Raw genomic sequence first — 18677 nt, 5'->3', positions numbered from 1 at the left:
TCCGGCAGCACCGACTCTGCCCATCGAGCCGACCAGGCTGTGATGCTCCAGAGCCCGGAGGAATTTCTTTGCTCGAAATTGAGACCCGCGGTCGCTGTGGACTATGCATCCGCCCACCTCAGCGCCAGATCGAGCTCTGTTCGCCACGGCGTTATTCAGGGCCCGCACCGCCAGTGAGGACTTCATCCGGGTGTCGATGGCATAGCCGATGATCCTCCGGGAGCAGGCGTCCTTGATCGCGCACAGATACAGCTTGCCCTCACCGGTGTGGTGTTCGGTGATATCGGTGAACCACACTTCGTTGACTTTCTTCACGGTGCTGAACTGCCGCTGCACCAGATCATCGTGGACAGGCGGGCCCGGACGGGTCCCCTTGCCCTTCTTACGCTTGCTGATCACCGAGAAGACCCCTTGGGTGTGGCACAGCCGCCAGGCGGTGCGGTGGGCCATGTGGACCCCGGCGACCTCCTCCACGGCGTCGGCCAGGTATCGGTACCCAAATTCGGGGTCATCGCGGTGGGCATCGATCAGAGCGTTGAGCCGGTGAGCTTCTTCCCACTCTGCGTCAGTGATGGGGTTGGCCAGCCACTGGTAGTAGGGCTGGCGGGCGATCTTCAGCACCCGGCACGTCACCGAGACGGGCACACCGTCTTCGGCGAGATCGCGTACGAGCGGGTACTTCATTTTGACCGGATCTGGGCTTGACCGAAGTAGGCAGCTGCCCGGCGCATCACCTCCAGCTCCTGCTCCAGGGTGCGGTTGCGGCGGCGCAGAGCACGTAGCTCGTCCTTCTCATCAGTGGTCAGTCCGGGCTTGCGATCATTGGGGTTTCCGGCGTCCAGTTCGGCCTGGCGAACCCATTTGCGGATGGTCCCTTCATGCAGACCGAAATCAGCAGCTACTTCGGCCAGCGTGGTGTTCTCGTCCCTGTTCTGGGCAACGCGGACCACATCGTCGCGGAACTCTTTGGGATACGGCTTGGGCATGATGACAATCCTTCCAGGCCCGGGGTGACCGAGCCAGACTAGTTGACCTGCCCTACCTGGGGGTTACCACTTCAGGTGTAGCGTTCAGGTCCTTATCGGAAGGATCTGAGAAATGCCGAAAGCCTATCCCGCTGAGTTCCGCCACCGTGCGGTTGCGCTAGTGCGTGCAGGGCGAAAAATCCCTGTGGTGGCAGCTGACCTTGAGATCAGCGATGCTGTGCTGCGGCGCTGGGTCCGTCAGGACCGCATCGACAAGGGAGAGATTCCCGGTATCGCCACTACTGAGAGTGTCGAGCTGCGCAAGGCCCGTAAACGGATCCGCGAGTTAGAACAAGAACTTGAGATCCTGAAGATCGCCTCGAAGTTTTTGGGTGAGGAGGCGCCTCACCCAAAAGGATTCACCCGGTGATCGACACCCTGGTCGCCGCCGGGTTTCCGGTGCTCACCTGTTGCCGCATCCTCGGAGTCAGCAAGCCTGGCTACTACAGGTACCTACGTCGTCCTACTGCGCCTTCTCAGATGCGCCGTGAATGGCTCACCGGTCTCATCCGAGAAGTCCACACCGCCTCCCGTGGAACTTATGGCTACCGACGCATCCACGCTGAATTGACCATGGGGATGAGTGTCCCCGTCAGTTCTCGGCTGGTCTTCAAATTGATGCACAACGCGGGGATTAACGGCCTCCCAGGCCCAGTGAGAACGAAACGGCTACGCGGGGTGGTGACCGCAGATGACCTGGTCAACCGTAAGTTCCACCGTATCCAGCCCAATGAACTCTGGGTCACCGACATCACCGAACACCCCACCGCCGAGGGCAAAATTTATTGCTGTGCGGTGATGGACACCTACAGCCGGAAAATCGTGGGTTGGTCCATCGACAGCCAGCAAAACACGACCCTGGTGCTCAATGCTCTGGACATGGCGCTCAAAGCGCGGACGCCCGGCCCTGGTGGCATCGTTCACGCCGATCACGGCACCCAATTCACCTCCTGGGCCTTCGGTGAGAAAATCCGCCAGGCCGGGCTCATGCCCTCCTTCGGCACCGTCGGTGATGGGTTGGACAACGCCATGATGGAAAGCTTCTGGTCTTCCATGCAGATCGAACTGCTCAACCGGCAGCGATGGAAGACTCGGATCGAACTGGCTAACGCCATCTTCGACTACATCGAGATCTTCCATAATCGGAAACGCCGCCACTCAGGGCTAGGATACCTCAGCCCCGCAGACTTTGAACTACGCTCAACCGTGACACCCCTCATGGCCTGAGCGCTACACCGCCGGAGGTAACCAAACCGTAGGGCAGGTCAAGTTGTCACCTATCCCTGCATCAGCCCCCCCTCTCTCAAGGGACTCACCTTGGCTCCTGGGTAGTACGAGGCTAGGGCTCTTGAGCCTGAGTTGCTGATTACCAGCACTTTAGAGGCATTTCCTCGCTGCATGGCCCGGTACGGATGCATCTACGGCGTTGCGAGGACATCGCGCCTGACGCAGCCGGGATGTATGTCCGAACCTCGCCATATAGTGAACTTCATGACGGAACTACGGAAGGTTCAGGAGCTACTCGATTTCGCTCTCGACCACTACGACGATGCGGGTGTGTCGATCAGCATGAACGCGCGTCGGGCTCAGAGGATCGCTGCTTTACGCCGGGACTATGTCAACCAGCTCTGGCTCCAGGTCGAGCAGTCGGATTTCACCGTCGGCAAGGGTCTCGACCCTGCTTCACAGAAGATTCGAGATCAGCTCAACACGCTGGTTGGCCCGGAGGAAGCTAACCGGAGTATAGGCCGGGCGTACCTGAAGTTTGAGCGAAACCGTACTTTCAAGGATGAAAACGGTAGAGAGCTACAGCACGCATACTCCGTAGGGCAGATCGAACGAGAGCTCGCCCTGATCAGCAAGGTCTACGATGACTACAAGGTCCCGGAGAACCTTACCCAGATCGATACGTACGTTGCTGCGCAGAGCATCGAATCAGGCAAGGCAAAGCTCATCCCCCAACTGCAGATGCTCCCTGGGATTCTGGAACGCATCAAGAGCTCGGTTCATACTTTTCTCGTTGCTACAGAAGCCGAGCTGAACCAAGGCCAGTGGGAATCTCCACTCTTTCTCCGAGCTCAGCGGTATATCGACGAATCGCTCCAGAAGCTAGCACCCGACGCGCTAGCCAGTTTTCAAGGGGCCCGCGATCGACTCTATGACGGCGGTTCCGAAGAGCTCTCACAGGCACTGACCTCCTGCAGGCGGATGATCAAGGCGCTCGCTGATGCGCTATATCCGCCTACAAACGAGGTCATCACCGGAGAGGATGGTCGAGACCGAACCATGTCAGAAGACGCGTATCGAAATCGGCTTGTCCAATACGTCAAAGACAATCTCGGCAAACACAAGGAAGGCGAGGTTCTCCAGAAGCTCCTAGATGAACTCGGTAGTCGCCTGAACAGTCTGGACAGTCTTGCCAGCAAGGGAGTCCACAGCGATGTATCTGTCAGGGAAGCGGAGACCTGCGTCCTTTGGACATATATGTTGGCTGGAGATCTGGTGCGCATAGAAGACGGAAGCTCGGCACATCTACAGTCGGAGTAGAACAACACAGAGCAGCGACACGACGAGAGCCTCTACGCCGCGTCGTCGATAATGCGCTTCTGAATCTCTAGCCGGTACCGCAAGTCCACAATGGGGTTACCGTCTGACGTCGTCGGCGCTTCAGGAACCTCGCCGAACTGAACTTCGTTCGCCTCGGCGAGCTTTCGCGTGTAGTCGGTAACCAAGCTCACCAGGGCTGTGGACTGCTCGGTTGAGAAGTCAAGAGTCAGATCGCCGTCGCGTGACTCGCTCTGGAGAGCCTCGAGCGCGCTGTCCAGTCGTTCGAGAACCGCGCTGTCGATCGTGCCACTCTGCACGGCCTCCAGGTAGGCCCTAAGAGCAGCGTTATACTCGAGGACTGACCGCGGCGTCGAGGCGACTTCTGGAGTATTAGCGACCTTGGCCTTCTTGGTACCGGCCCAGTATGCAACGCCGCTTGCCGTGACAACCGTGACAGCAACGGCTGCCCCCAGCCCAAGGAGTACCTTTGGGTTCTTGAGAGAAGCCGCAGCAGCGGACCTGAGCTCATCTATGTCGACACCTTCGGTCGGCACAGAAACTTCCTTTAGATGCGTGTAGATCTGCCTGCCATTGCGCACCACGCTGCCGAACCGCTTATGCTCGCCTGACAGGATCTTGCTGAGGATCTCTTCCGGAATGTCGTAAGCAGTCGTGACGATGGGCATGGGTGCTCCCTGATCTGGAGTGAGTGCGCTAGCTGGCACGTAGCAGTGGTTTGAGTATAGCCAGCGCGGTCGCGGGTCATGAGTCCGCGTCGACACCTGCGCCATCTCAGACGGCCAGGCCTACTGCTGGGGGCCGTAACAACTACGGCCATCTTGGCATTGGTAGCACTAGCAGAGTTCTTGCACCAGACAGTCCCGTCCAGTTCCCCTGGGGTCAGTACTTCATCTACTAGCCCCACAGCATCTCTATTTCGCCCGTTGTCTAATGAAATGGTGGCAACTGCCTCTGCAATTATATCGACGCCGGTGACTCGAGTGGCCAATAGCCTCTTGGGCTATTCACCGAAGCGCCTAATTGTGAGATAATAAGAACGATTCGCAAGTAGCCGTTCCGAGCCTCATTGCTCCCGCTCTGCGAGGATCCAACTCCTGGTCAGATTGGTGTCGTGCGCAAGTCCACGTCCCGGGTCGCCAGTAGTGTTGGATGACGAGTCACGTAATGCACCTGAGGGTGAGGGAGAACTTCATGAAACAGAGATCAATCTTGGTACCTTGCGACCACTCGAGGGTGGTGGCGTGACGGTGGCGCTCAAGAAGTCGGACCTCTACAGCTCGCTGTGGGCCAGCGCGGACCAACTCCGTGGCGGCATGGATGCCAGCCAGTACAAGGACTACGTCCTGACGCTGCTGTTCATGAAGTATGTGACGGACAAGGCGAAGTCTGATCCGGACAGTCTCATCGAGGTACCCGAAGGTGGTTCGTTCGACGACATGTTCGCCGCCAAGGGCGACAAGGAGATCGGCGACCGGTTCAACAAGATCATCGGCAAGCTCGCCGAAGCCAACGACCTGCGCAACGTCATCGACCAGGCCGACTTCAACGATCCGGAGAAGCTTGGTAGCGGCAAGGAGATGCAGGACCGCCTCTCCAAGCTGGTGACGATCTTCAACGATCTCGACTTCAGCGGATCACGAGCCGAGGGCGATGACCTGCTCGGGGACGCCTACGAGTACCTCATGCGGCACTTCGCCACGGAGTCGGGCAAGAGCAAGGGCCAGTTCTACACGCCTGCAGAGGTGTCGCGCGTTGTGGCGAAGGTCGTCGGCATCGGCCGCCAGACCCGCCAGGACGAAACGGTCTACGACGCCGCAGCCGGCTCCGGATCGCTCCTGCTCAAGGCTGCCGCCGAGGCACCCCGCGGCATGACGATCTACGGCCAGGAGAAAGACAACGCCACCTGGGCGCTGGCCAAGATGAACATGATCCTCCACGGCAACGAGACCGCGGAGATCTACAAGGGCAACACGATCGCCGATCCTCAACTGACAAACGGGACGAGGCTCAAGACTTTCGACTACGTTGTCATGAATCCGCCGTTCTCCGACAAGGCGTGGAGTAACGGGCTCGGAGAGGATTACGGGCGCTTCGAGTACGGCAGGCCGCCCGAGAAGAACGGCGACTACGCCTTCCTGCTCCATGCGCTGACATCTCTGAAGTCCGACGGCAAGGCGGCGGTGATCCTTCCGCACGGCGTGCTGTTCCGCGGCAACGCTGAGGGTAATATCCGTCGCGAGCTGCTCAAGCGCGGTTTCATCAAAGGCGTCATCGGTCTGCCGGCGAACCTCTTCTACGGCACGGGTATCCCTGCCTGCATCGTCGTGCTCGATAAGGAGAACGCCGTTGGCCGTACCGGCGTGTTCATGGTCGACGCCAGTAAGGGATTCATCAAGGACGGCGCCAAGAACCGCCTGCGCGACCAGGACATTCACCGCATCGTCGATACGTTCAATAAGCAGATCGAGATCGAGCGCTACTCGCGCATGGTGCCGATGGGCGAGATCGCCGATCCGAAGAACGACTACAACCTCAATATCCCGCGCTACATCGACAGCTCGGAGCCCGAGGATCTGCAGGATCTCTACGCGCACCTCAACGGCGGCATCCCGAACCGCGACATCGAGGCACTTCAGAAGTACTGGGAGGCTCTGCCGTCACTGAAGGACGCACTCTTCGAGCCGCTCGGTGAGGGATACTCCAGTCTCAAGGTCGAACCGAGTGAGGTGCAGGACTACGCGCTTCACCGCAGCGGGCTCGACAGCCTCCGGGCACAGGTCGCGGCCATAGTTGACGAGTGGTTCGCCGCCCATCGTGACGAACTCTTGAACCTCACGACCGAAACCAGGCCCGGCGACCTGATTACGACGCTGAGCGACGACCTGCTCGAGCGGTTCAAGCCAGTGCCGCTCCTCAACGAGTACGACGCCTACCAGCAGCTCATGACCTACTGGCATGACGTCATGCACGACGACCTGAGCCTGATTATGGCGGAGCTGAGCGCAGGTGGAGACTGGGCGAAGGCTGCGGCGCCTCGCCCGACCATCGAGGACAAGGAGCGCAAGCTCACCGAGGACCCCGATCTTGTCCTTGGCACCGGCAGAAAGGCCACCAAGTACAAGATGGATCTCATCCCGCCGAGCCTCATTGTCGCCCGCTACTTCGCAGATGAGCAAGCCAAGGTCGACGAGCTCAACGCCAAGTTTGAATCCGCGTCCGCCGCAGTGACTGAACACGCAGAAGAGCACGGCGGTGACGAAGCACTCCTGGCTGAGGCCACCAACGACAAAGGCGCTTACACCAAGCAGCTCGTCACTGCGGCGATCAAGGAGGCTAAAGCGAGCGGCGACCAGGAGGTTCTTGAATGTGCTAAGACCGCTCTTGAGCTGGTGAACGCCGAGGCCGCGGCGAAGAAGGCCGCCAAGGAGGCGCAGGCCGCGCTGGACGACATGACACTCCGCAAGTACGGCGACCTGACAGAGATCGAGGTCCAGTCGCTGGTGCTCGACGACAAGTGGCACGCCACCATCGCGACAAAGGTTGACGGTGAGGTCAACGCACTGACGCTTGCGCTCGTTGCTCGTATCGAACAGCTCGGCGAACGTTATGCGGTGACTGTTGGTGACCTCGACGCGCAGTTACAGCAGCTAGAAGCAATGGTCAGTGGGCACCTGACGGCGATGGGGGTCGAGTAATGACGGTGGCTGAAGCCAAGCCTCTCGGCCAACTGCTGCGGCGTCCGCCCCGCTACGGAATTAATGCGGCGGCGGTACCTCAAGGTCTTGGTGTGCCCACCTACCTCCGCATCACAGACATAGATAATTCTGGACGGTTCGTGCCGGAACCGAGAGTAGGCGTGGCGCACCCGAAGTCCTCCGACTATCGGATGGGCCCCGGTGAGCTCGTATTCGCACGTACCGGCGCGAGCGTCGGTAAGTCGTACCTTTACGATCCTCGTGACGGTGAGCTGGTGTATGCCGGGTTCTTGATCAACATCGCTCCCGACCCGACGCTCCTGAACCCGAAGTACCTGTCCCTTTTCGCGCACAGCAAGGACTACTGGGACTGGATTGCGCGGACGTCTGTGCGTAGTGGCCAGCCGGGGGTGAACGGGCGAGAGTACGCCCAGCTCCCAGTACCGGTGCCCGACATCGAGGTTCAGAACACGATCGCGGCCGTGATGACTGACGTCGACGACCTGATCTCAGGGCTGGAGCGGATGATCGCCAAGAAGCAGGCGATCAAGCAAGGCATGATGCAGCAGCTCCTCACCGGCCGCACTCGCCTCCCCGGCTTCGCAACCGAGTGGCGGGACGCGCGGCTTGGATCCCTGGGGATGTTCCTCAAGGGGCGCGGCATCAAGCGCGATGACGTGCGGTCAACGGGTGTGGCGTGCATTCGGTACGGGGAGATCTACACAGCATTCGGGGACTACACCGACGAAGCGCGCTCATTCGTCACGCCAGACGTCGCATCTACTGCATTGCCTATTCGTCGGGGCGACGTGCTCTTCGCAGGCTCGGGCGAGACGAAGGCTGAGATTGGGATGAGCCTGGCCTACACCGGGAAACGTGACGCTGTCGCCGGCGGAGACATTATCGTACTTCGAGGGACAGGATTTGATCCTGTGTTTCTCGCTTCGCTCCTTAACTCGCCAGCAGTATCTGCGCAGAAGGCACGCAAGGGCCAGGGCGACGCAGTGGTGCATATCAGCAGCCATGCGCTGGCGGATGTGGAGCTTAAACTTCCTGGTTCCGAAGAACAGGGCGCCATCGCAACGGTGATCAAGGACGCGGATGCAGAAATCTCTGCACTGGCTGGGCGTCTCGCGAAGACCAGAGCGATCAAACAAGGCATGATGCAGCAGCTCCTGACTGGCCGCACTCGTCTCCCGGTGGAGGATACGGTATGAGCGGGCTGAACACCGAATGGGCGCTCAATGAGCTGGACAAGTTCGTCGAGCAGACAGCGATGCGCAACGCGAGCACGTCAGGCGCTGGTTGGGTCAGCATTTCCAACAAAGACCTCACTGCGGCCCCAGACGCCGAGGTGGCGAAACAGGCTCAAGTCGTCGAGAAGATTCTTGAGCATGTATTGCCGAACTGGCGGGATGACATCACGGGCAAGATGGCCAATAACCGCTGGGCGAAGCACCGCGAGGCTGCCATCCGTGCGCGTGAAGAACTGGTGCGTGCGGAAGAGATTAGGAAGAACCTCGGCGACAACGCGCCGGAGATTTCCGCTGCCAACCTGCACCCGTGGATCTGGAGCGGCGCGCGCTCACTCTGGCAGTCGGGCCACTACGTTCAGGCAGTGCGCGATGCCGCGACCAAGCTGAATGCGGAGACACAGAACAAAGTCGGCCGCCGCGACGTCAGCGAGACGGATCTCTTCAAGCAGTCGTTCTCGCTTGACGGGGCGAAGCCCGGCAAAGCACGGCTTCGTCGCCTGACCCCGGAGGACAGCGACACGTACCGTTCGGTACAGCGTGGCGCGATGGCGTTCGCGGAAGGCGTCTTTGCAGGGATCCGGAATCCGCTCAACCACGAGGCGGACCAGGAGATGTCGGAGCAAGTGGCACTTGAACACCTGGCTGCGTTGAGCGTGCTCGCGCGGTGGGTGGATGAATCAACTGTGGAGCACGCAGGAGAACCGTCATGAGCACCGTAGGCCAGATCGAACGTAAGACGCAGAGTCGCGTCGTCAAGCTGTTCAGGGAGCAGCTCGATTACGAGTACCTCGGCGATTGGCACGACGGCAACCGCACCAGCGGCATCGAGGACGATGTGCTGATCCAGAATCTGCAGGCGCGCGGATACAACGCGACGCTCATCAGTCGCGCACTCGACCGTCTGCACAAGGCAGCGGCGGTTGGTCCGGGCCGCAACCTCTACGAAGCGAACCGCGATGTCTATGAGCTGCTCCGCTACGGCGTGAAGGTCAAGGCAGCCGTCGGCGAGCAATCTGAGACCGTGCATCTCATCAACTGGGTGGATCCCAACGCCAACCACTTCGCAATCGCCGAAGAGGTCACGGTATTCGGCCAGCACAGCAAACGCCCTGACGTTGTGCTCTACGTCAACGGGCTGGCACTCGGCGGCATCGAGCTCAAGCGCTCCAAGGTCTCGGTCAGCGAGGGCATCCGTCAGAACATCGGTAATCAGAGCAAGGACTTTATCCGGCCGTTCTTTGCGCCGACGCAGTTCCTCTTCGCTGGTAATGATGCGGAGGGGCTCCGGTACGGCGTGATCGACACCCCCGAGAAGTACTGGCTGGAGTGGAAGGAAGATTCCGACGTCCAGTCCCCGCTGGATCGTGCGCTGCTGCAGATGTGCACGAAGGGCCGCTTCCTTGAGCTAATCCACGACTTCATCGTCTTTGATCGGGGCACCAAGAAGGGCCCGCGGCACAACCAGTACTTCGGCATCAAGGCCGCACAGGAGCGCATCGCCAAGCGTGAGGGCGGTATCATCTGGCACACCCAAGGATCCGGCAAGAGCCTCACGATGGTGTGGCTCGCCAAATGGATCCGCGAGAACCAGCCGGATGCGCGCGTTCTTCTCATTACCGACCGCACCGAGCTCGACGACCAGATCGAGAAGGTCTTCAACGGTGTCAGCGAGTCGCTCTACCGCACCAAGAGCGGCGCCGACCTCATCGCGACACTCAACAAATCGGAGCAGTGGCTGATCGGCTCACTCGTCCATAAGTTCCGTGGCAGCGACGATGAGACCGCGGAGGACACGGACGACTACATTAAGCAGCTCAACGCTGCGCTCCCTGCTGACTTCAAGGCCAAAGGCAATATCTTCGTCTTCGTCGATGAGGCTCATCGCACGCAGTCGGGCAAAATGCACGATGCGATGAAGAAGCTCCTGCCCGAAGCGATGTTTATCGGCTTTACCGGTACGCCGCTGCTCAAGCAGGATAAAGCCACAAGCATCGAGACCTTCGGCTCGTTCATCCACACCTACAAGTTCAACGAGGCAGTCGAGGATGGCGTCGTGCTGGATCTAAGATACGAGGCGCGCGATATCGACCAGGAGATGACGTCACCGCAGCACGTCGACAAATGGTTCGAAGCAAAGACCAAGGGCATGACCGACCTCAGTCGCGCCGAGCTGAAGAAGCGCTGGGGCACCATGCAGAAGGTGGTCTCGAGCAAGTCACGGGCCTCGCAGATCGTGGCAGACATCCTGTTCGACATGGACACACGCCCGAGGCTTATGGATGGTCGCGGCAACGCGATGCTCGTCGGATCCAGCATCAGTCAGGCCTGCACTTTCTATGACCTCTTCGAGGCTGCCGGGTTCAAGGGTAAGTGCGCAATCGTCACCAGCTACGAACCGAGTGCCAGTGAGATCTCCAAGGAGGACTCCGGGGCTGGGTTGACCGAGAAGATGGCCCGCTACAACACCTACCGGCGTATGCTTGCGGACTACTTCGAGATGTCCGAAGACGAGGCGATGGGCCGGGTCGAGGAGTTCGAGGCGGCGGTCAAGAAGCAGTTTATCGATGAGCCCGGCCAGATGCGCCTGCTTATCGTGGTGGACAAGCTGCTGACCGGCTTTGACGCGCCGAGTGCTACCTATCTCTACATCGACAAGAAGATGCAGGACCATGGCCTGTTCCAGGCCATCTGCCGCGTCAACCGCCTTGATGGAGACGACAAGGACTATGGCTACATCGTCGATTACCGAGACCTCTTCAAGTCGCTCGAAAAGGCCATCGACGACTACACGACCGGTGCGTTCGAAGGGTACGACAAGCAGGACATCGAAGGTCTGCTCTCTGACCGCATCGACAAGGCGCGCGAGAATCTCGAGGACGCCCTTGAGCGGATTCGTGCGCTCTGTGAACCAGTACTGCCGCCGAAAGGCACCGACCAATACCGTGCCTACTTCGTTGCTCGCGAGGCCGGAAATGCACAGCCGATCAAGGACAACGAACCGAAGCGCGTCGAGCTCTACAAGGCGGTTGCCGGAGCCACACGGGCGTTCGCGAACATCGCCAACGACATGAACGCCGCGGGCTACAGCCCAGCCGACGTCGAAAAGATCAAGGCTGAGATTGCTCACTACAGCGACGTGCGCGCAGAAGTGAAGCTCGCAGCGGGCGAGGACGTCGACTTCAAGGCTTACGAAGCAGATATGCGCTTCCTGCTGGACACGTACATCAAGGCCGGCGCGTCTGAGGTCGTCTCGGACTTTGAGGATGACGCCCTTATCGACCTGATCGTGAAGCTGGGCGCGGGCGCGATCGACAAGCTGCCGCCGGGCATCAAGAAGAACAAGGAGGCCGTGGCCGAGACCATCGTCAACAACACGCGCAAGCTCATTATCGATGAACACGGGACCAACCCGAAGTTTTTCGACCGTATGAGCGAGCTCCTCGACGCCGTGCTTGAAGAGCGACGCCAACAGGCGCTCGAGTACGAGGAGTACCTGGCGAAGATCCTCGACATTGCCCAGCAGGCTGGCAACAAGGAGACCGGCAAGACCTACCCGTCATGGGTGAAGACCGACGGGCAGCGCGCAATCGTTGACTCGCTAGACGGAGACGCTGACCTGGCGCACGAGGTGGAGTCTGCCGTGCGCAATAACAAGCAGCATGGTTGGAAGGACAACGCGCTCAAACGCAAGCAAGTCAAGCGCGCGATAGCCCGCGTACTTCCGGGTGACGACGTGCGGCCCGATCTTATCTTTAAGGTGATTGAGGCGCATGATGACTACAACTAGCGCCTACCTGACCGTCCGCGGCATCGACATCGACGTCGTCTACAAGGACATCAAGCACGTGCACATCGGCGTCTATCCGCCCGCTGGTCGTGTCCGGGTTGCGGCGCCGACACGCTTCGACGACGACACCATTCGACTTGCAGTGGTTCAGCGTCTTTCGTGGATCCGCCGACAACGCAAGGAGCTGGCAGGAGCAGTACGCCAGTCGACGCGCGAGATGGTAACCGGAGAGAGCCACTACGTCTGGGGGACGCGCAAGCGCCTCAAGATCGTTGAGCGGCCTGGACGATCTCACATTGAGCTCGATGGAGAGCGTCTCGTGCTCTACGCCTCGACCAACTCCACGTCTGAGCAGCGTCGTGTGGTTCTTGATCGTTGGTATCGGGAGCAGCTGCGCAGTGCGCTGTCGGACCTCATATCTAGATGGGAGCGCGAGCTAGGTGTCACAGTGCCGAAGTGGACGGTTCGCAAGATGAAGACCAAATGGGGCTCCTGCAACCGCGAGACGCGCAACGTCTGGTTCAACGTGGAGCTGGCGAAGAAGGACCCGGTGTGCCTGGAGTACATCGTGGTGCACGAACTCATGCACTACTTCGAGCGAGGGCATGGCGCGAGGTTCGCAGCGCTCATGGACAAGTACCTGCCGGACTGGCGCATGCGTCGGGATGAGCTGAACGGGGCTCCGCTCGCCGAGGAGGAGTGGGACGTATGATCTTCATCTCCGGAAACCCTAGATGCGCTAGGTGGACAACGAGCGCCCGCCCGGTCCGGCAAAGGACCCTGTCATGACCGGGCCTGTCGTGAAGATCTTCAGGAAGCTGCGCAAGCACAAAGTCGAGGATGCGATATCGCCCGAGATTGCTGACTCCGTTTGGGATCTAACTACCCTCACGCCCGAGTTCCTCGAGTCCGAGCATGCACAGTACGCGGCCGCGATTGGCCATAACCTGAAGAAGGACGATGTCCTCAACATCGCGCTTTCGGGAAACTACGGAGTAGGCAAGAGCAGCATCCTGCGCCGGGTTTCAGAGGATCATGAGGGCCGCGTCGTGGAGCTGTCGCTGTCGACGCTGTCGCCGATCGAAGGGTCCACGCTCGACGACTCCGTACCTGCCCAGGCAACAACGCCGACGAATCGGATCCAGCAGGAGATCGTCAAGCAGCTCCTGTATCGCGAAGAGCCGAAGTCCGCTCGGGGGTCACGCTTCCGGAGAATTGAACGGTTCACCTGGGGCCGAGAGACCTCGCTCGCCCTCATGGCTGGCGTCGTCGTCTCCATCGCCTTCATGATTCTCGGGTGGGCGGCGACAATTGAGCGAACGCTGCGACCGCTCGTCGAGCTGGACCTTTGGATCTATCCAATTCTTGCCGCCGTAGTTGCGGGCGCTGTTCTTGCTACCCGTGTGCTGTTTCATGGCCGCATACACATCAGGCAGTTCTCCGCAGGGCCAGCCGCTGTCACCTTGGACGAGAAGTCGGTGTCCTACTTTGACCAATACCTCGACGAGATCGTCTACTTCTTCGAAACGTCGAAGCGCGACATCGTCATATTTGAAGACATCGACCGATTTAACGACTCCCACATCTTCGAGACGCTGCGCTCCCTGAACGCGCTGCTCAACGCATCACCTCAGATCAAGAAGCCGATTCGCTTCATCTACGCCATCAAGGACAGCATCTTTGACCGGATCAGCCTCGAACACGAGCAGCGCAAGGTCGATGCCGCCCTGATCGAGGTCACAGACCCCGCGCAAGCAGAGATCATGCGCGCGAACCGCACGAAATTCTTCGACCTCGTTATACCCGTCGTCCCATTCATCACGCATCGCAGCGCTCGCAACCTGACGACGCAGATTCTGCGCGGCATCGATCACGACGTGTCGGCTGACCTAATCGACCTCGCGGGCCGGTTCGTGCCCGACATGCGCTTACTCAAGAATGTGCGTAATGAATTCGTTGTGTTTCGCGACCGGATCTTTGCCGGAGACGGCCAGCAGCTCGAACTCAGTGAGACTCGTCTCTTCGCCATGATGCTCTACAAGAGTACGCACCTTAGCGATTTCGAGGCGATCCGTCTCGGCAAGAGCGAGCTCGACACGCTGTACGAGTTCAGCCGAACGCTGGTGACGGAGAACATTCGACGAGTCGAGGGTGAGCTCCGCTCCGCACGTGCTGCCATCTCGCGCCGCGCCGCTGCTTCTCGGAGGGCCGCTCGTCTGGGAAAGCTGCTCGTTTCGCGCATCGATCTCATGGTGCGCGCCGGAAGCTATCGGACGGGCTCAAATAGCGCGTACCTGCGTGACGGTCACGTTATCGATGCGTCGTTATTCCAGACCATCGAGTTCTGGCGTGAGCTTGCCGAGGGCAGCGATAGCGACACTGTCGGCTGGCGCAATCCGCAGTACAGCGGACATCGTATCGATCTCAATCGGTCCGATGTGGCGGCGCTTGTCGGTGACGCGCTTGACGCCGAAGCCTGGCGGGAATCCGACGATGAGGCCGAGTCCGAGCGGGTGCGCGACCTGGAGCAGCAGCGGGCATTCCTCCGAACCGCTGACATGGGCGATCTCATGAAACGGTCTGAGTTCCTTGTGGACTACGAGGGCACCGCTAGCTCGCTCGAAGCGATCGCGGAGACGTTACTGACAAAGGGCCTGGCCTACAATCTGGTTCGGTCGGGCTACATCGATCGGAACTTTACGCTCTATACGTCGACGTTCCACGGCGATCGAGTGAGCCCCGCCGCGACGAACTTCATCATTCATCACGTTGAGCGCGGACTGATGGACGAGCAGTTTGTGCTCACGGCGGAGGATGCGGAAGCAGTGATTCGCGAGCGTGGCGCGCGTTCGCTCTCTGATCCGGCACTGTTCAATATCGCGATCCTTGACTACCTGCTCGGGTCGAACAGCTCGGATGTTAACTTAATGGTCACTGCACTGGCGCGCTTCGACGCCGCTAGCAAGCGCTTCCTGCAGAGCTATCTCAGTAGCGGCGCATCTCGTGAGCTACTTGTAAAGAAGCTCACGGCGCAGAGTCCTCGTATGCTCAGCTACCTTGTAGCCGAGGCCGAGCTTGACGACGAAGCACGGCAGGAGCTGGTCAGCGTCTGCCTGGTGAGCCTGGCTACGAATCCGAAACAAACCATCACCAAGCAGATAAAGGCGTACCTAGCTGCGAACTACGCACAGCTCCCAGCTATCGCAGACCAGAATGTCTCGGCGGCTCAAGCGGAGCGCCTCGCACTTCTATTTAAGGAAGCTGGTCTTCTGCTGCCCGAGCTCTCGGCGACCGGCGAGTCGGTGCGTCCGGCATTCGTGAAGCATGGCATGTATGAGATGAGCCTGGACAATCTACGTGCCGCCGTCGGCGACAAGGCAGGATTGGCGCTTGACGAGCTTAGGGCATCCTGGCCTGATGATGTGTATCCGAAGGTGATCTCTGAACTTTCGGGTTATCTCGATGCCATCGAGGGTAGCAACCCGACTACCGAGTCTGCCGATGGCTTCGTGTCCGTGATCAAAGACGTTCACGAGGCAGCAGCCGGATTGCTCGACCGCGTCGTAGGGGGCGCCTCCGACCGAGGTCGGGTCGAAGATGTAGAGGAGATGCCGCAAGAGACCTGGAGCATTCTCGCGAGATTCGATCGCTTTCCGGCAACGTTCGCGAACGTGTCGAAGTACATCGAGCATGTCGGCAGCGTCGACGAGCACCTTGCAGTCGTGCTTGAACGCGCAGAAGCTATTGACGGTCACGAGTATGCGACGGAAGACGACAAGCGTGCTCTCGCTGTGACGCTGATTGAGGCTTCAACACGACTTGGTGTAATCCTACGAGCCAGGCTCGCAGAGAGCCTCCAACTCGAGGAGTACATATCTGCGAGCGCCTTGCCGATCGAGAACGGTACGCTCTATGAGGAGCTGATTTCTCGGCAGGTGATCTCGGGCAGCGCAGCGACATATGAGCATCTGTTCGCTGCCGATTGGGCCACGCGGGAACGCGTGATCAAGGTGTCGCCAACCTTCAAGGAGTGGGTTACTCCTGAGCTCGTTGCAGGTGACCTTGCGAGTGTCCTTGCGAGCGAGTCGGTCACGGAGGAGGCGAAGCGAGCAGTGCTGGATCGAGCAGATGAGTACACGCCTGCGGGTGGACGAGAGGGTCTAGTCGAGGTCGCCCGGCTGGCACAGGCCTACGACCTCGAGGTGGACTTCGCTATCGTCGAGCAGATGGCGGCGAATCGTGTCCGAGCCGCCGACGTGATCGCGCTCTTGCGCCCGTACCTGGATTCGCTAGCGGATGCGCAACTGTTCGGTGTGCTTCGAGACCTTGGTACCCCCTACGCGCAACTGACAGAGGTGGGGCGCGATAGGCCGAAGGTCGCGAACACGGAAGACACCAGGGTTCTCTTGGAGTCTCTGCACCAGCGAGGAATCGTCGCGCGTTTCGATGACAGTCGCGACCCGATCAGGGTGAGCAAACGACACAGAGACCCGAGCTGACCGTGATGCGAGAACGCTTACACCAGACCAGCGTTTGGAGCTCATTAACAGTAGAATTGAAGAGGCTTTGAGGTGCAAAACCTGGACCCTTTACGTCGCTGGAGACGAGGAGCAACTTGCATGGGACGCCGCTGTGCAGACCTTCGTGGGGGTATCTGGGTCTCGCATGCATCTCCTGCTGCCACGTAGTTCGTGAACGGGAGGTCGCGGGAGTCCTCTCCTTATCTCCCGGTTCGTCTGAATGGTGAACTTCCCAGGAGCTGGGAGAGAAGCGGGTTGGGCAAGCATCTCAACCAGGTGAGTATGCATAATCTTCTACCTCCAATCCTGATTAATGACCTTCGGCGCTTGAAGGACCTCAGGAAGCCCTACGGGCACTGGAAGGCGGCAGACCACGATGACGTATGACGGAGCGTGTACGGGTAGAGCGGGAACGCAGCGACCACAGTGAACCAAGGAACCTCGTGGTGCGCATAGTCGTGTGTGACGCCACCGAGGCAATGATGACCACGATTCGTCTCTACTTTGGCAACTATGGTCTCGGTGGTGACGTTGGACTGGCCGGTGTAGGCGTGGTCTGACTCGACTCAGCTCCCGCGGATGCAGCGGCGATCGCCCGCCCAATGCTCGCCAGACTAACCCCGAACATCTCCGCTAGCTTCTTTCGGGGAACTCCGTCGGCTGCCAAGCTCCGGACTTCTGCTTTTGCTTCGTCGCTGAGTCCACGGCGACCATCCTGCATTTGGATTCCATGTTCTTTTAGTACTTTGCGTACAGTGCCACGCCGGATGCCGAGAGCGCGAGAGATCGCGGAGATTGAGTCGTGTCCCTGTGCTGCCGCCAGAATACTGACTGTGTCATCCCGCGAGAGCTCACGTGACCGGGGTGCGGGTGGATCCGACTTGCGGTGAGACTTCCGCGCCAGCTCTAGAATCTGACGCCACCTAGCCGCCACGAGGGATTTTTTGGAATAAGCACCCGGGAAGCCCACCAGATCGTCGTTGTTCAAACCGCCGACATCCCCGGTTTGAGTCCTACTGAGCTCTCCGTCCGCCTGGCGACGTAGTGCGGTGGCCTGGACTACGGGGTTGAACATGATGTTGAACGGCACACCCGACTCCCCGTCCACGGTGTCAGCCTCGGCGACGTAGAGCTTGTCGAAAAAGGCCTGGTTCGCGATCCGGCGCAGCGAGTCATCGATGCTGATGTAGGTAGCGTGGCAGTCCTTCGCCAGGGCTAGGCAGTCGCCCATGTGTGCCTGAGCTTGTTCATACTCGGTGGCACCGGCCTCGATCTGTGCCTCTAGGAAGGCCAGGCGTTTGCTGATCCTGTCCTGCTCAGTCTTCAAAAGGTCCAACGGCACAGCCCCGGCGTAGTGGGCCTGGACCCCACCCGCGGCATGACGTTCACCCAGGTCAACGGCAACAACCCGATGCCCCTGGACACCGCGCTCATCCACGAGAAACTGACCTCGCCCCACCCCGTAATCGCAATGGCTGTCTCGCTCGTCGCGTTCCACGCCCTGACCGCGAAACAGGTCTCCGAGCTGCTGGTCTCCGACATCGTCGACGGACGCCTGAACCTCGTAGGCCGAAGCATCCCGCTCGACGCTGCCGTCCGCGAACGCCTCGCTCGATGGCTCGACTAGGGGCGGCATCTTTCTTCCCAGCAACGCGTCTTATTCGTTGGCCCATCTACGGCGAGGTCGCTGCCATAGAATCCGGAGCAAGAAAGCCGAGTATCCCTCTATCTCAGGAGGCCGGTGTCGCGAGCGGTGGCGACGGCGGCGGTCCGGGAGGAAACGCCGAGCTTGGTGTAGATGTGCACGAGGTGGGATTTCACGGTGG

The 18677-nt window shown here is 59.8% G+C and carries 13 protein-coding genes and 1 pseudogene; 9 read left to right on the top strand and 5 right to left on the bottom strand.

Annotation, left to right across the window (positions count from 1 at the left end):
- The coding region (locus tag TX78_RS08520; protein ID WP_044495499.1) for an IS3 family transposase at positions 1 to 684 on the bottom strand (684 nt) is incomplete at its 3' end.
- Positions 681 to 986: a transposase gene (locus TX78_RS13965; protein ID WP_044495332.1), complete on the bottom strand. Its 306-nt coding sequence runs from the start codon at positions 984 to 986 to the stop codon at positions 681 to 683. The genes TX78_RS08520 and TX78_RS13965, both read right to left, overlap by 4 nt.
- 112 nt (positions 987 to 1098) lie before the next feature.
- On the opposite strand from TX78_RS13965, the pseudogene TX78_RS08505 reads away from it, so the two are divergent.
- Together TX78_RS08505 and TX78_RS08500 are read left to right on the top strand one after the other, a co-directional pair.
- Positions 1099 to 2252 (top strand): annotated as a pseudogene (locus tag TX78_RS08505) (IS3 family transposase).
- Positions 2253 to 2516: 264 nt separating this feature from the next.
- Positions 2517 to 3572, top strand: a complete 1056-nt coding sequence (locus TX78_RS08500; protein WP_044495328.1) for a hypothetical protein — start codon at positions 2517 to 2519, stop codon at positions 3570 to 3572.
- 32 nt (positions 3573 to 3604) lie between these two features.
- Here TX78_RS08500 and TX78_RS08495 read toward each other — a convergent pair whose 3' ends face one another.
- Positions 3605 to 4258 carry a hypothetical protein gene (locus tag TX78_RS08495; protein WP_044495327.1) on the bottom strand — a complete coding sequence of 218 codons (654 nt, stop codon included), beginning with the start codon at positions 4256 to 4258 and terminating at the stop codon, positions 3605 to 3607.
- Between the two features lie 576 nt (positions 4259 to 4834).
- Here TX78_RS08495 and TX78_RS08490 point away from each other — a divergent pair.
- The 6 genes from TX78_RS08490 (at position 4835) to TX78_RS08460 (ending at position 16830) form a co-directional block, all read left to right on the top strand.
- Positions 4835 to 7288, top strand: a complete 2454-nt coding sequence (locus tag TX78_RS08490; protein WP_233722213.1) for a type I restriction-modification system subunit M — start codon at positions 4835 to 4837, stop codon at positions 7286 to 7288.
- 5 nt (positions 7289 to 7293) lie between these two features.
- Complete coding sequence (locus TX78_RS12695; RefSeq protein WP_158644320.1) at positions 7294 to 8505, top strand: restriction endonuclease subunit S; 1212 nt, start codon at positions 7294 to 7296, stop codon at positions 8503 to 8505.
- Positions 8502 to 9254, top strand: a complete 753-nt coding sequence (locus TX78_RS08475) for a TIGR02391 family protein (RefSeq protein WP_044495325.1) — start codon at positions 8502 to 8504, stop codon at positions 9252 to 9254. Before TX78_RS12695 ends, TX78_RS08475 begins: the two co-directional genes overlap by 4 nt.
- Positions 9251 to 12331 (top strand): type I restriction endonuclease subunit R, encoded by a 3081-nt coding sequence (locus tag TX78_RS08470; RefSeq protein ID WP_044495323.1) that lies wholly within the window; start codon positions 9251 to 9253, stop codon positions 12329 to 12331. Before TX78_RS08475 ends, TX78_RS08470 begins: the two co-directional genes overlap by 4 nt.
- Positions 12315 to 13043: a M48 family metallopeptidase gene (locus TX78_RS08465; protein WP_233722212.1), complete on the top strand. Its 729-nt coding sequence runs from the start codon at positions 12315 to 12317 to the stop codon at positions 13041 to 13043. Before TX78_RS08470 ends, TX78_RS08465 begins: the two co-directional genes overlap by 17 nt.
- Before the next feature lie 73 nt (positions 13044 to 13116).
- On the top strand, positions 13117 to 16830 hold the full coding sequence (locus TX78_RS08460) for a YobI family P-loop NTPase (protein WP_049897675.1): 3714 nt from the start codon (positions 13117 to 13119) through the stop codon (positions 16828 to 16830).
- Between the two features lie 532 nt (positions 16831 to 17362).
- On the opposite strand, the gene TX78_RS08455 is transcribed toward TX78_RS08460, so the two are convergent.
- Positions 17363 to 18193: a hypothetical protein gene (locus tag TX78_RS08455; RefSeq protein WP_147640452.1), complete on the bottom strand. Its 831-nt coding sequence runs from the start codon at positions 18191 to 18193 to the stop codon at positions 17363 to 17365.
- Positions 18194 to 18229: 36 nt separating this feature from the next.
- Between TX78_RS08455 and TX78_RS13745 the strand changes: the two genes are divergently transcribed.
- On the top strand, positions 18230 to 18478 hold the full coding sequence (locus tag TX78_RS13745) for a hypothetical protein (RefSeq protein ID WP_147640451.1): 249 nt from the start codon (positions 18230 to 18232) through the stop codon (positions 18476 to 18478).
- Between the two features lie 98 nt (positions 18479 to 18576).
- On the opposite strand, the gene TX78_RS14360 is transcribed toward TX78_RS13745, so the two are convergent.
- Positions 18577 to 18677, bottom strand: a 101-nt coding sequence (locus TX78_RS14360) for a LuxR C-terminal-related transcriptional regulator (RefSeq protein WP_044495320.1), incomplete at its 5' end; no start/stop codon positions are given.

The organism is Nesterenkonia massiliensis, from assembly GCF_000455245.1.
Classification (GTDB): domain Bacteria; phylum Actinomycetota; class Actinomycetes; order Actinomycetales; family Micrococcaceae; genus Nesterenkonia; species Nesterenkonia rhizosphaerae.
Note: the sequence above shows the minus strand (reverse complement) of the source record. Positions and strands in the feature narration are given on the sequence as shown.